We start from the raw sequence: 12,782 nt of genomic DNA on the forward strand, positions 1-12,782 counted from the left end.
GAAAGTAAAGCTTGTGGATTACGGAATTTTGAATATACTGCCCACCTGTGTAATAAATCATAATAATTAAATGGAGAGACATCATGCAGTTCAATTTGTCTATCAATGCCATATCGAGCAAGCGCATGGGAGCTGTTATTGCAGCACTATTGCTCGCAGGCTCTCTAACTGGATGTGACAAAGTTCAGTCAGAGGAAAATGTGCAGGTAATCAAGCCAGTCAAGCTGTTCGAAATCCCACAACAGACTGATATTGATCTCGATAGCTTCATTGCAAAGGTTGATGCAACCGACCGTGCGGCACTTTCTTTCCAAGTGGGTGGAGATATAGAAACCTTCGATGTTCGTATGGGACAAGAAGTGAAGAAAGGTCAGGTGTTAGCCGTATTAGACGCGACGGATTACCGTATTGCCGTTGACGCAGCCCAAGCTAAATTTGATCTGGCGAACAGCCAATACAAACAAGCTTCTGAGTTGTATGCGAAAAAACTGGTCAGTACCGATTACTACGACCAAGCCGTAAACACCTTTACTGCCGCTGAAGTTGAGTTGGACCAAGCAAAAACAAACCTTGGCTACACTACCTTAGTTGCTCCATTCGATGGCGTGGTATCGATGGTGTTTGGAAAGCAATATCAATTGATCGCAGAAAAGCAGCCTGTACTGAATATTTTGAATCACAGTGAAATGGATGTGACGTTTTTAATTCCAGTATCAAAGCTTGAAGACCGTTCTATTCAAGACCTAACGAGCTCAAACATGTGGGTTGTGATGGACAGCCACCGCGGCATTCGTATCCCGACTCGCTTTAAAGAAATCTCAACGCAACCAGATGAAGATACCAACAGCTACCAAGCGGTTGTGTCTATCGAAAAGCCAGAAGGCATCAATCTACTTTCTGGTATGACAGCGCAAGTTGAAGTTCAGAAAAGTAAATCTGACTACGGCATTGGTATTGTGGATTCAGCTTGGTTAAACAAAGACGTAGGCCATGGTGAACTATGGCGTTATAACCCTGACTCTCAACTGATTTCTAAAGTACAAGTCCTTCTTGATGAGCAAGGCAAGGTTATCGACGGATTGTCGTCTGGTGACCTTATCGTTGAAGCGGGTGTGGATGTGTTATCAGACGGACAACAAGTAAAAGCTTGGCTTCGTGAGGGCGGTATTTAATGAACCTTTCAAAATTATCAGTTGTTGTCGCGTCGGTTCTGTTACTTCAAGCCTGTAACAATGAAGCTGTACACCGTGAACAACCACCTTTGTTGGTTTCTACCTTTGAAGTTGGCGCACCGCTTACTAATCAGTTCAGAAGTTTTAATGGACAGGTGATGCCAGCTGAATTGACTCCCTTGGCATTTAAGCTAGCAGGCGAGATTCAACAAGTATTAGTAGAAGCGGGCGACAATGTCGAAAAAGGGCAGTTATTAGCCACCTTAGATAACGCAACGTACGTACAAGATCTGACTGATGCTCAATCTCAATTCAAACTGGCAAGCAAACAGTTGGCCCGTGGAACGGAGATGTTTGGCAGCGAAATGTTATCGCAATCAGAACACGACCAACTGACGGCTAACTATAAGCTCGCATCGGCGAATTTGGCGGCGGCGAAACGCAAGCTGAGTTACACAGAACTTTTAGCGCCGTTCTCAGGAACAGTTTCAACTGTCGATAAGCAACGATTCGAAAATACGACGCCTGGAGAAACACTACTGAGTGTGTACCAGAACGACAAGGTGTATGTGCGAATTCAAGTATCAGATTCGATCTTGGCGTCAATTAGCCCAGACATGCGTTCAAATAGCTATCGTCCTGAGGCGACCTTTGGCGGTCACACAGGCCAATATCCACTGACGTATCTAGAACACACCAGTGAACTGCACCCACAATCCCGTACCTACGAATTTTGGATGCAGATGCAGCAGCCTGAAAGTGAAATCCTGCCAGGCACGAGCGTTACGGTCAATGTAGATATGGCGAAAGCGGGCCTGAGCGATGTTCAAGGCTACCAATTACCAATGACAACGCTAGAAGCGGGCTCTGAAGCGAATCAGTTCTATGTGTGGAAAATGGAAGACGGACAAGCATTCAAAAGCGAAGTAGAAGTCGACAAGATCAGTGGTCAAGGCGCACTCATCGCTCATGGTGTTGAGCAAGGTGAGCTACTCGTAAATTCGAATTTAAGAAAACTCCGTGACGGAATCCAATTGTCAGGAAAAGCAGAATGAACATCGCAGAATATTCAATAAAGAACAAAGTAATCAGCTGGCTGTTTCTAGTCATTTTGGCCATTGGCGGTGTGACGTCTTTTGGTAATCTATCCCGTTTAGAAGACCCAGCTTTTACCATTAAAGATGCAATGATTATTTCAACTTACCCTGGCGCTACGTCAATGGAAGTTGAAGAAGAGCTGACTTACCCACTAGAAAAAGAGATAAGACAGCTTCCGTACATCGACAAGATTACCTCGACATCATCGAACGGTATGTCCCAAATTATGGTCAGTATGAAGATGGACTACGGTCCAGACGAGCTGCCTCAGATCTGGGATGAAATGCGCCGTAAGATCAACGATCTACAACCAACACTGCCAAGTGGTGTAAATTCCGTTCAGATCATCGATGATTTTGGTGATGTGTTTGGTGTGATGATCATGCTGACCGGTGATGGTTACGATTACGTTGAGCTCAAACAGTACGCAGATTACCTAACGCGTGAAATCGAACTGGTCGACGGTGTCGGTAAAGTTAGCATTGCAGGTGACCAACAAGAACAACTGTTTGTTGAGATGTCACTGGAACGCTTAGCCGCATTGAACCTAGATATGTCGACGGTGACAGCATTGCTAGCACAACAAAACAGTGTGGTATCGGCAGGCGAGGTGATGCTGAATGGTCAAAGCCTAACGATTAAGCCAAACGGCACATTAAGCACGGTTGAAGAACTAGAAAACCTGATCATTCATGGTCGCGATACAGGTAACCTGATTCGCTTGAAAGATGTCGCTGAAGTAACTCGTGGCATTCAAGAAAAGCCGGGTAATGTATTAACGTACAACGGTAAACCAGCAATCAACTTGGGTATTGCGTTCTCTTCTGGTGTAAACGTGGTTGAGATTGGTAAAGCACTGGATGCGGAACTGGATCGCCTAGAAAGCATTAAGCCAGCGGGTGTAGAACTGAATTACTTCTACAACCAAGCGCAAGAAGTAGACAAATCTGTGGCTGACTTCTTAATCAGCCTAGTTGAAGCGGTAGCCATCGTTATCATTGTATTGTTGTTCGCAATGGGCTTACGCAGTGGTTTGATCATCGGTTTGGTTCTTCTATTGACGGTATTCGGTACCTTCATCCTGATGGATTACAACGATGTTGAACTGCACCGCATCTCTCTGGGGGCACTGATCATCGCGCTGGGTATGCTGGTGGATAATGCGATTGTTGTCGTTGAAGGTATTTTGGTGGGCTTGAAGAAAGGCAAAACCAAGCTTCAAGCAGCGAAAGACATCGTCAAGCAAACACAATGGCCACTGTTAGGTGCGACCATTATCGCTATCACAGCGTTTGCACCGATTGGTTTGTCGAAGGATGCGACAGGCGAATTCATGGGTTCACTGTTTTGGGTACTGTGTTTCTCACTGTTTTTGAGTTGGGTAACTGCACTAACACTAACGCCATTCCTTGCCGAGATGTTGCTTAAAGAAGAAGACAAGGTTGATGAGAACGAAGACCCATACAAAGGCATCCTGTTTGTGGTATTCGGTGCGTGTCTGAAAGTAGCACTTCGATTTAGATGGCTTACTGTAGTTAGTATGGTCGCTCTATTAGCAGTTTCTGTCGTCGGTTTTGGTATGGTGAAGCAGCAGTTCTTCCCGCCGTCAAATACCCCAATGTTTTACGTAGACATGTGGATGCCAGAAGGCACCGATGTTCGTGAAACGATCAAGCAGACTGAGAAGGTTGAAAGCTACATTCGTCAACAAGACGACGTAGAGTTTGTAACCACAACGGTTGGGCAGGGCATGCAACGTTTCGCTCTGACATACCAACCAGAGAAAAGCTACGAAGCTTACGCCCAGTTGCAAGTAAGAACGACTGACCGTGACACTATGTTTAAGGCTCTAGCGGCGCTAGACAAAGACTTAGCAAACGAATTTGAACAACCGACGTTCCAATTCAAGTTGATTGAGTTTGGCCCGTCACCAGCTTCAAAAATTGAAGCGCGTATTATCGGCGCCGATCCACAAGTACTGCGTAATATTGCGGTTGAAGTCGAAGATATCTTACTTGCCGATCCTGGCTCTCGAAATGTGCGCCATGACTGGCGTGAACGCACTAAAGAACTTGTACCACTGTTCAACGAATCTAAGGCTCGTCGCCTTGGCATTTCAAAGGCGGATCTGTCTGAGACACTACAGATGGCGTTTGGTGGTTATAACATCGGCTTACTGCGTGATGGTACGCATATGTTACCTATCGTGGCACGCCTGCCTGAAGAAGAGCGTTTTGACTTTGAATCACTGAACAATGTGAAGATTTGGAGTCCATCACTACAAACTTACATCCCAGTTGAGCAAGTGATTGATGGCGTAGAGCTTCAATGGTCTGAGCCACTGATTCAGCGTCGTGACAGAAAACGTACGCTAACGGTATTGGCTGATCACGATGTTCTTGGTGATGAAACGCCAGCGAGTCTGTTTGCTCGTGTGAAACCAAAGGTAGAAGCATTAGATTTACCAGAAGGCTACAGCATTAGCTGGGGCGGTGAGTACGAAAGCTCAAAAGATGCGCAGGAATCTCTGTTTGGCTCACTGCCAATGGGTTACTTGCTGATGTTTATCATCACGATGCTTCTGTTTAACTCGGTTCGTAAGCCGCTTGTGATTTGGTTTACGGTTCCACTCTCTATCATTGGTGTTTCAATTGGTCTGTTAGGTACCAATATGCCATTCAGCTTCACAGCGTTCCTTGGCTTATTGAGTCTAAGCGGCATGATTTTGAAGAACGGCATTGTACTGCTTGACCAGATCAACAGTGAGCTATCAACAGGTAAAGACCCATATTTAGCGGTTGTCGACAGTGCGATTAGTCGTGTACGACCGGTATCTATGGCAGCATTAACGACTATCTTGGGTATGATTCCTTTGGTATTCGATGCATTTTTCGGCTCGATGGCGATTACCATCATGGCAGGCTTAGGTTTTGCTACCGTACTAACGCTAATAGTAGTACCGGTGATGTTCGCTATTTTATATAGAATCAAACCGTCCACTGCGGGTTATTAGGGAATGATATAAAACAGATTCTTTTAAGCCAGCCCAGTCAAATTTGACTGGGTTTTTTATGCGTGTTGTCCCGTCCTGAAATGTGTTGACACGTGAGAGCGGTAAGAGGGTACGAATAGGCAAGCATTAAAAAATCCGCTACTCAATGGGCAAGCGGCTTTAAGAACAATAGGGCGATTCTAAATTGCTAGCCGTATGTCTAACTCAATCGGCTTTGGCATGGCTAAGTGGTAGCCTTGATACATATTGAAGCCTAAGCCCTGCATCGCTTCGAGTTGTTGTTGGGTTTCAATACCTTCAATCACTGTCTTTGCGCCAATTTGGTTTGCAAGATCAAGTACTAACTCCATTTCTCGAGTGTCGCCTTGTTCAAAGTCCAACATAACCGAGCGGTCTATCTTGATGATATGAGGGTTAATGTGACGAACGCGTTGTTCGGTTGATGCTTGTGTTCCAAAATCATCGACCGCTATTTGAAAGCCATTATCCGCAAGAGAAAGAGCGGCATCTTTCAAACGCTCTTCACTTTCTGCGTTCAACTCTACCAACTCCATCACTATCTGTTCGCATGAAAGATTAAGCTCGTGAAGGCGTTTAGCTAACAAGCTATCGCTGACCTTTTCTGCAGCAAACAACTCACCAACGTTTGGAAGAACGTTCAAAAATAGATGTAAATGACGGATTGTCGATTGTGCGAAGTTACGGATATGAATCGCTCGACTCAACCTCTCTACATTGATTTTGTCTGTGCTTGAGGTTTCGTCGGAATGGAAGAAGTGATCAGGACGAACAATATCACCTTTGTTATTTGAAATGCGCACCAAAGCCTCAACACCTATTTGAGTCATAGAAGAGTCGAATATAGGTTGATAGACGCTTCTAAGCGTCAGGTCTTGGTATTTCGCAATAAACTGCATATCAGCATCTACGGATATACAGCTAATAAATTCACTTCTGTCTGATAAAATCATAGTCGCTAGTAAAGAGGGCTTATTCAATGGCGGACGTACATGTCGCGGCTGTCACAATATTGACAGGTGTAAGTAAATTGTCAATTAATAAAAACTCTTTTGTAGAGTCAATATTTAAATAAATATAATTAACGAAAAAACAGCATGATAATTGATATTAGTCATTAAAATTACTTATCATTCACCATTAATAATGACTATTGTGAATTTAATCTCTGAGTAATCTATCTCATATCAACACCAATCAATATAAGCTTTCAACGCCAATACACCAGGTGAAAGTAAGGATAAAGCCTCAGGTTATGGGGGAATGTCAAAGTTACATTATTAACAAACAACTCTGTTTGCATATAAATGATATCTACTTCTCAAAATATGAACGATGAGCTGATAAGTTATTATTTTATCGAAGATAAACTTTGATTGATTATTGGGTAGGGCTTGAGTTAGGTTTTATAAAATGTTGGGATGGAGGTCTAACTATTTACTTTCAAGACTGATTAAAAAAGTTGACCCGTATTCTTACTGCCATTGAAGTACTGCGTAAAGTTGCAGATATTTACGAACCAGTTGTTGATTTCCTGACCGCTTTAAAGGGTGTCCAAATTTAATGAAGCAAGGGCTGATTTTAAAATTATTATTTAAGTCAGTAGCAAATTGAGAATCACTCTCTCTTAGCGTGATACCTTGTTGACTATATTCCGTGATCTCATCTGGGAGTTCACCCATCCACCAATGCAATAATTCGCCACTGTTTTTACTTCGGCTAATCCAATGGTCGGAGACAATGATCAAAACGTCATTGGGTTGAATGGAAAATCCATACTCTTGTTGCCAATTATGGATGTCCAACATTAACTTTCTACGACAGGTTTTCCCGGCGCTCACCATATGATGACTGATCATCCAAACGGTACCAATTTCGGAAGATATTCGGAAGTGTCGAGGCGTTTCGCCAGAAGAAAGCATTTCAAGTGGGCTGATGTTGCTTGCATGATTAAAGCTAACGAAGGTGTGCTCCATTCGGCGAGCAAATGCCTTTCCTATATGGTGCTCACTGATCCCTTGATTGTGCACCGTAGGGTAGTGGCGTTCACAGAGCTTTAGGCAATCGTCTTGAAATTGATTAACGCTTTTAATCACTAGATCTAATAACAATGAAGTCCCTTATACACAGCTACTATCTTATTGATGGGCAATAGTACGGTAATTGCGGTTCCGTTACCTATCGTCAAAGTGCGAGTTCTTGATCTCTCTATCAAAATTAACCATTGCTGAGTGATTTTATGGATAGCACTGGCGCTCTACAGGTCTGTATTCTAAATTATGAGGAATTCTAGCTAGTTACCTCGACTATAGTCTAGTCAGCAAATCACAATTGATCTACTTACTCTTTATTTGGAAACATTCATGACCATTCAATTAGATTCGAAACAAAAGTCTGAGCTTACTCATACGCTCCAAAAGTACCTGCAAGATGAACTTGATGTGGAGCTTGGTCAGTTCGACACGGAATTCTTGGTCGATTTCATAAGTAAAAAGTTTGGGGCGGTTTACTACAACAAAGGGATAGAAGACGCTCAAAAAGTCATGGAACGTAAAATGTTAGATATCTCAGATGAGCTTTACGAGATCGAACAAATCGTTGAAATCTAACGTTTAGCCCAAACTTGTTCAAATAATTTGAATAACTCGTTTAATTTGAAATGATGTTACCAATGTAAAGCTTGGTAAATAATATGTTACACAAACTTGGTGTAGGGTACGCTTTTCGAAACTACACTACTCGTTAACATTCGGAAGAGATGCATGGACAACAACGTTAGAAATTACAACCCTTTAGCAAGAGCGATGCATTGGATTTCAGCTCTCGCGGTATTTGGCTTATTTGGTGTAGGCCTGTGGATGGTTGATCTTTCATACTACAGCGAGTGGTACAAAACAGCGCCAGACTATCACCGCTCGGTAGGCATTCTTTTGGCTGCCGTTACCGTTATCCGCTTGGTCTGGAAACTAGTTACCGCGTCACCTAAAGTGGAAGGTAAAAGCTATGAAGTTGCAGCAGCGAAGATCGCTCACGGCTTCATGTACATCAACTTAGCGGTTTTGTTTATTTCAGGTTATTTGATTTCGACATCAGATGGCCGCGGGATAGAGGTATTCAATTGGTTCACTGTACCAAGTATGGGCGAACTGTTTGCAAACCAATCTGATCTCGCAGGTACGGTTCACTACTATGCTGCATGGGTACTGATCATTATGGCATCAGTGCACGCCTTAGCGGCGATAAAACACCACGTTATCGACAAAGACGATACGCTACGAAAAATGATAGGAGCTTCAAAATGAAAAAGTCAATTATCGCTACAGGATTAGCATTTGCTATGGCAATGCCTTTCGCTGCGAACGCCGCTGATTACGTGATTGATACAAAAGGTGCGCATGCTTCAGTTAACTTTAAAGTTAGCCACCTAGGTTATAGCTTTATCCAAGGCCGTTTTAACACATTCTCAGGTGACTTCTCATTTGATGAAAGCAACGTTGAAGCGTCTACAGTAAACGTAACGGTTGATACTACAAGCCTTGATTCAAACCACGCAGAACGTGATAAGCATATCCGTAGCGGCGATTTCATCGATGCTGGTAAGTTCTCTGATGCGACATTCAACAGCACGAAAGTTGTTGATAAAGGCGACGGCAAACTTGAAGTAATGGGTGACCTTAAACTTCACGGTGTAACTAAGCCTATCGTTATCGAAGCTGAATTCATCGGTGCTGGTCAAGACCCATGGGGCGGTGAGCGTGCAGGTTTCGTTGGTACAACTCGTCTAGAACTTGCTGACTTCAACATTCCAGTAATGGGCGCTTCAAGCTATGTAGATATGGATCTACACGTTGAAGGTGTAAAGAAGTAATCTAGCTATTGTTGATCGCTAACTAGTATCAATCTCTTATGTAACACCAAAAGTTAAATAGATACTTAGAAAGCAACAGTTAGAAATAGAGAAAGGCGCAAAGTTTTCACTTTGCGCCTTTTTTATTGAGATAAATGGCAACGCGTTTAGGTCTGTTTTGTGTCAAACCGTTTAGTACGTTAAAAGCCACCGTTTACCTCTAGCCAGTCAACGTTGCCATGACTGAGTTATCTAATTGAACTACTAATCCCTAATAGTTCAACTTAAGATTAGTTAAGCCGTTTCTAGTTCAGCTTGTGGAACCACGTTTAGTCGGTCACCGTAGATTGGACGTAGTGCTTGCATCACTTCAATGCGAGTCAACACACCTACCATTACGCCGTTTTCTAACACTGGAAGCATATGTGGTTGGCTTACTTTCATCGCTTTTGCACGCTCTTCTAGAGAAAGAGATGTCAGGCGAGTAGCGAAGCCCATGCTTGTCGTCGGGTACAGTTGCTCTTTGTCGATGCATAGGAACTCAGCAACGTCCACTAGCTTGTCGTTTGCGTCGATTGCCACAACGTCACGGCTCATTAGGTCTACAACTTTTTGGCCTTTAGTTGGGATGTAATCTTGGCACCAAAGGTCAACCATTACGTCATGAACAGAGAAGATACCCACTAGACGACCTTCAACATCGCAAACAGGAGCGCTAACAAGTTGCGCGTCTAAAAGTGTATCAATCGCGACTGATGTTGGCATTTCTACGCTCAGTGTAATTGGTTGAGTGTTCATGATTTGCTTGATAGTAGTTGCTGTGTTCATAGTAATTTCCTTAACTGACGTAATTTCTGTTGTTTGTGTAATAGCGGTAATTTTTGCTGCTTTAAGTTGTGGGCGACGGTAGATGCTCCAGTTGGCTAAGCCGACCAATACTGAACCACCTACGATGTTGCCGATTGTCACTGGTATTAAGTTTGCGGTGACAAATTGCATGACGTTTAGGTCTGCATACTGGGCTGGTGTTGCGCCGATTTGCATCCAGAAGCTTTCTGGTGCGAATGCTTGAATCGTGATGCCTAGCGGAACCATGAACATATTCGCCACACAGTGTTCAAAGCCTGAGCTTACGAACATTGCAACGGGTAACACGGTCATCATTGCTTTGGTCATTGCGTTAGCAGAGCTGAACGTTAACCAAATCGCTAAACACACCAACAAGTTACAAAGCACACCCAAAGCAAACGCTTGAACTGGGGTGTGGTGTAGCTTGTGTTGAGCAATGTTTAAAGCGTTTAAGCCCCATTGCCCGCCATCCAGTTGATACAAGCCTGCTGCGCTTACCAAAGCCAATAGGAACATGGCACCGATAAAGTTGCCGACATACACCTTGCCCCAGATAGACAGCATCTTCGTGAAGGTGATTTGCTTGTTAGCCCATGAGATGCTTGATAACACTGAGCTGGTAAATAGCTCACCACCGCAAATCACAATCAAGATCAAACCCATACTGAAGGCAAGACCGCCGGCTAAGCGACTCAATCCCCATCCAGCATCAGCGCTGCCCGTGGTTACCGTGATGTAGAACAAAAAAGCAAGCCCGATGAATGCGCCAGCCATGATTGCCAAACTCAATGTCATGCTGCTGGTTTTATTTGCTTTACTTAATGCAAACTTCTCTGCTTCCGCCATCATTTCTGTTGGTGAGAACAGTTGATGATTTTCAGAAGTGCTGGTTGCCATATCCCCCCCTTGAACAATCCGTCATGTGTAATTCCTAGTGTTAATGACCTGGTTAATCCGTAATGGTTAATCAGTAATGTTTTGCAGGGCTCGTTGTGTCCTGCCATTCCAGATTAGGGCGTTGAGGGGTAGAGGTAAAATTGATAATTTTTAGAAACCACATCAAATTTATTGATATAGATTTGGTTACGCGTAGAATGAAATTGATTGCTCATTGGCTTTATAAAAAACGAGCATCAGGACACAAATAATTAAAAGCATTAAGGATGAATTTTGCGTTATTCATTAAAGCAACTCGCGGTATTTGATGCAGTAGCAGACTCCGGGAGCGTTAGTCAGGCAGCAGACAAATTGGCGTTGACTCAGTCAGCAACAAGTATGTCTCTTGCACAGTTGGAAAAAATGCTCGGCAGGCCTTTGTTTGAAAGGCAGGGCAAGCAAATGGCCCTGACTCATTGGGGCATGTGGTTAAGACCAAAAGCGAAGCGTTTACTGCAAGATGCGCAGCAAATTGAGATGGGTTTTTACGAGCAGCATTTGTTGAGTGGCGAACTCAAATTAGGTGCTAGCCAAACTCCAGCGGAACACCTCGTTCCGGATCTCATCAGTATTATTGATAACGACTTTCCTGAGATGCGAATCTCGCTTGGCGTGCAAAGTACCGACGCAGTCATTGATGGTGTATTAGATTATCAATATGACTTGGGTGTTATCGAAGGTCGTTGTGATGACAACCGAGTTCACCAAGAAGTGTGGTGTACGGACCATTTAACGGTGGTTGCATCGGCTCATCACCCGTTTGCGAAGCGTGAACGAGTAAGCTTGGCGCAATTAGAACAAGCAAAATGGGTATTACGTGAACATGGTTCGGGTACTCGCAAAGTTTTTGATAGCTCTATTCACCATTTAATTGGTGATCTTGATGTTTGGCGAGAGTATGAACACGTTCCTGTTTTAAGAAGTTTGGTTGCAAACGGCCCATATTTAACGTGTTTACCTTATCTCGATGTCGAACAGTTTGTTGAGTCTGGTCAACTGGTCACATTAAATGTCCCTGAGCTTGAAATGGAAAGAACCTTGTCCTTTATTTGGCGTGCAGATATGTCTGAGAACCCACTTGCTGAGTGTATTAAGCGAGAAGGTAAGCGCATGATGAAAGGCAAGCCATCGTTTCTGTAACGATAAATTGATAAAATACTGATAACCAAATATGTTGAATAAGCGATTTCGGTCTCTATCTAGTGATAAATACACATCTGCATACATTATTAACGTGATCGTGATCGGCTAAATAAGGGCTATCTTCCCATAGTATGCTTACTTGATTTTAAGTGAGGCTAAATCCGGTTGCGTTCAATTACGTAATTAGGCTTTAGAAATAGTATGAGTACATTAGTCGCGATTTCATTAACAACAGGTATTTTGTCAGGTCTATGGGGATGGATTGCTATCTCTTTCGGCTTATTGTCATGGGCAGGTTTCTTAGGTTGCACCAGTTACTTTGCTTCGCCAACAGGCGGCGTTAAAGGACTAGCAGGTAGCTTATTGACCAACATGACTGGCGTATTCTGGGCAATGGTGATTATCGAAAGCTCAACCTTCGCAGGGTTAGAGATTTTAGGCTACATGATTACTGCTATTGTGGCATTCTTTATGTGTATTCAAGCGAAACAAGCGTGGCTAGGTTATATCCCAGGCACCTTCATTGGTTGCTGTGCGACGTTTGCTGCAGGTGGTGATTGGCAACTTGTAGTGCCATCTTTACTGCTTGGTGGTGTATTTGGATACTTGATGAAAGCAACGGGGCTATGGCTTCACGAGAAATCGACTCAATCTTCGGAAGTTGTTGAACAACACGCTAAACAGGCAAAGGCTTAATTCGTTAACC

General features: G+C 43.5%; 11 protein-coding genes. 8 read left to right on the forward strand and 3 right to left on the reverse strand.

Annotated elements, in window-relative coordinates:
* Positions 1 to 83 precede the first annotated feature (83 nt).
* From AB4558_RS21145 to AB4558_RS21155, 3 genes are read left to right on the forward strand one after another with little or no spacing between them, the layout of a single operon-like run.
* Entirely contained in the window at positions 84 to 1,172 is a 1,089-nt protein-coding gene (locus AB4558_RS21145; protein WP_372072904.1) for an efflux RND transporter periplasmic adaptor subunit, read from the forward strand.
* A complete protein-coding gene (locus tag AB4558_RS21150) occupies positions 1,172 to 2,227 on the forward strand; it encodes an efflux RND transporter periplasmic adaptor subunit (RefSeq protein WP_017065790.1) in 1,056 nt (351 codons plus the stop codon). Before AB4558_RS21145 ends, AB4558_RS21150 begins: the two co-directional genes overlap by 1 nt.
* Positions 2,224 to 5,283 (forward strand): efflux RND transporter permease subunit, encoded by a 3,060-nt coding sequence (locus AB4558_RS21155; protein WP_372072907.1) that lies wholly within the window; start codon positions 2,224 to 2,226, stop codon positions 5,281 to 5,283. Before AB4558_RS21150 ends, AB4558_RS21155 begins: the two co-directional genes overlap by 4 nt.
* A 179-nt stretch (positions 5,284 to 5,462) precedes the next feature.
* Here the strand turns inward: AB4558_RS21155 and AB4558_RS21160 are convergent, their stop codons facing one another.
* Together AB4558_RS21160 and AB4558_RS21165 are read right to left on the reverse strand one after the other, a co-directional pair.
* Positions 5,463 to 6,200 carry an EAL domain-containing protein gene (locus tag AB4558_RS21160; protein ID WP_029235240.1) on the reverse strand — a complete coding sequence of 246 codons (738 nt, stop codon included), beginning with the start codon at positions 6,198 to 6,200 and terminating at the stop codon, positions 5,463 to 5,465.
* 576 nt (positions 6,201 to 6,776) lie between these two features.
* Positions 6,777 to 7,412 carry a hypothetical protein gene (locus tag AB4558_RS21165; protein WP_017069925.1) on the reverse strand — a complete coding sequence of 212 codons (636 nt, stop codon included), beginning with the start codon at positions 7,410 to 7,412 and terminating at the stop codon, positions 6,777 to 6,779.
* A gap of 252 nt (positions 7,413 to 7,664) precedes the next feature.
* Between AB4558_RS21165 and AB4558_RS21170 the strand changes: the two genes are divergently transcribed.
* The 3 genes from AB4558_RS21170 (at position 7,665) to AB4558_RS21180 (ending at position 9,169) form a co-directional block, all read left to right on the forward strand.
* Positions 7,665 to 7,910: a DUF2164 domain-containing protein gene (locus tag AB4558_RS21170; protein ID WP_017059821.1), complete on the forward strand. Its 246-nt coding sequence runs from the start codon at positions 7,665 to 7,667 to the stop codon at positions 7,908 to 7,910.
* Positions 7,911 to 8,063: 153 nt separating this feature from the next.
* The gene (locus tag AB4558_RS21175) at positions 8,064 to 8,603 is read left to right on the forward strand and encodes a cytochrome b (protein ID WP_017067366.1); all 540 of its coding nucleotides are present in this window, start codon (positions 8,064 to 8,066) and stop codon (positions 8,601 to 8,603) included.
* Positions 8,600 to 9,169, forward strand: coding sequence for a YceI family protein (locus tag AB4558_RS21180; RefSeq protein ID WP_017059819.1), 570 nt, complete (start codon positions 8,600 to 8,602; stop codon positions 9,167 to 9,169). The genes AB4558_RS21175 and AB4558_RS21180 overlap by 4 nt, the downstream gene beginning before the upstream one ends.
* A 273-nt stretch (positions 9,170 to 9,442) precedes the next feature.
* Here the strand turns inward: AB4558_RS21180 and focA are convergent, their stop codons facing one another.
* Complete coding sequence (gene focA / locus AB4558_RS21185; protein ID WP_050650436.1) at positions 9,443 to 10,894, reverse strand: formate transporter FocA; 1,452 nt, start codon at positions 10,892 to 10,894, stop codon at positions 9,443 to 9,445.
* Between the two features lie 273 nt (positions 10,895 to 11,167).
* On the opposite strand from focA, the gene AB4558_RS21190 reads away from it, so the two are divergent.
* Together AB4558_RS21190 and AB4558_RS21195 are read left to right on the forward strand one after the other, a co-directional pair.
* Complete coding sequence (locus AB4558_RS21190) at positions 11,168 to 12,073, forward strand: LysR substrate-binding domain-containing protein (RefSeq protein ID WP_136978571.1); 906 nt, start codon at positions 11,168 to 11,170, stop codon at positions 12,071 to 12,073.
* Positions 12,074 to 12,277: 204 nt separating this feature from the next.
* Positions 12,278 to 12,772: a DUF1097 domain-containing protein gene (locus AB4558_RS21195; protein WP_017059817.1), complete on the forward strand. Its 495-nt coding sequence runs from the start codon at positions 12,278 to 12,280 to the stop codon at positions 12,770 to 12,772.
* Positions 12,773 to 12,782: the final 10 nt, after the last annotated feature.

It is taken from the genome of Vibrio sp. 10N.222.51.C5 (genome assembly GCF_041474575.1).
In the GTDB taxonomy this organism is placed as follows: domain Bacteria; phylum Pseudomonadota; class Gammaproteobacteria; order Enterobacterales; family Vibrionaceae; genus Vibrio; species Vibrio crassostreae_C.

Bases quoted from the DNA above. Each gene is read 5' to 3' on its own strand.
- AB4558_RS21145 (WP_372072904.1), top strand. From the start codon at position 84: ATGCAGTTCAATTTGTCTATCAATGCCATATCGAGCAAGCGCATGGGA.
- AB4558_RS21150 (WP_017065790.1), top strand. From the start codon at position 1,172: ATGAACCTTTCAAAATTATCAGTTGTTGTCGCGTCGGTTCTGTTACTT.
- AB4558_RS21155 (WP_372072907.1), top strand. From the start codon at position 2,224: ATGAACATCGCAGAATATTCAATAAAGAACAAAGTAATCAGCTGGCTG.
- AB4558_RS21160 (WP_029235240.1), bottom strand. From the start codon at position 6,200: ATGCAGTTTATTGCGAAATACCAAGACCTGACGCTTAGAAGCGTCTAT.
- AB4558_RS21170 (WP_017059821.1), top strand. From the start codon at position 7,665: ATGACCATTCAATTAGATTCGAAACAAAAGTCTGAGCTTACTCATACG.
- AB4558_RS21175 (WP_017067366.1), top strand. From the start codon at position 8,064: ATGGACAACAACGTTAGAAATTACAACCCTTTAGCAAGAGCGATGCAT.
- AB4558_RS21180 (WP_017059819.1), top strand. From the start codon at position 8,600: ATGAAAAAGTCAATTATCGCTACAGGATTAGCATTTGCTATGGCAATG.
- focA (WP_050650436.1), bottom strand. From the start codon at position 10,894: ATGGCAACCAGCACTTCTGAAAATCATCAACTGTTCTCACCAACAGAA.
- AB4558_RS21195 (WP_017059817.1), top strand. From the start codon at position 12,278: ATGAGTACATTAGTCGCGATTTCATTAACAACAGGTATTTTGTCAGGT.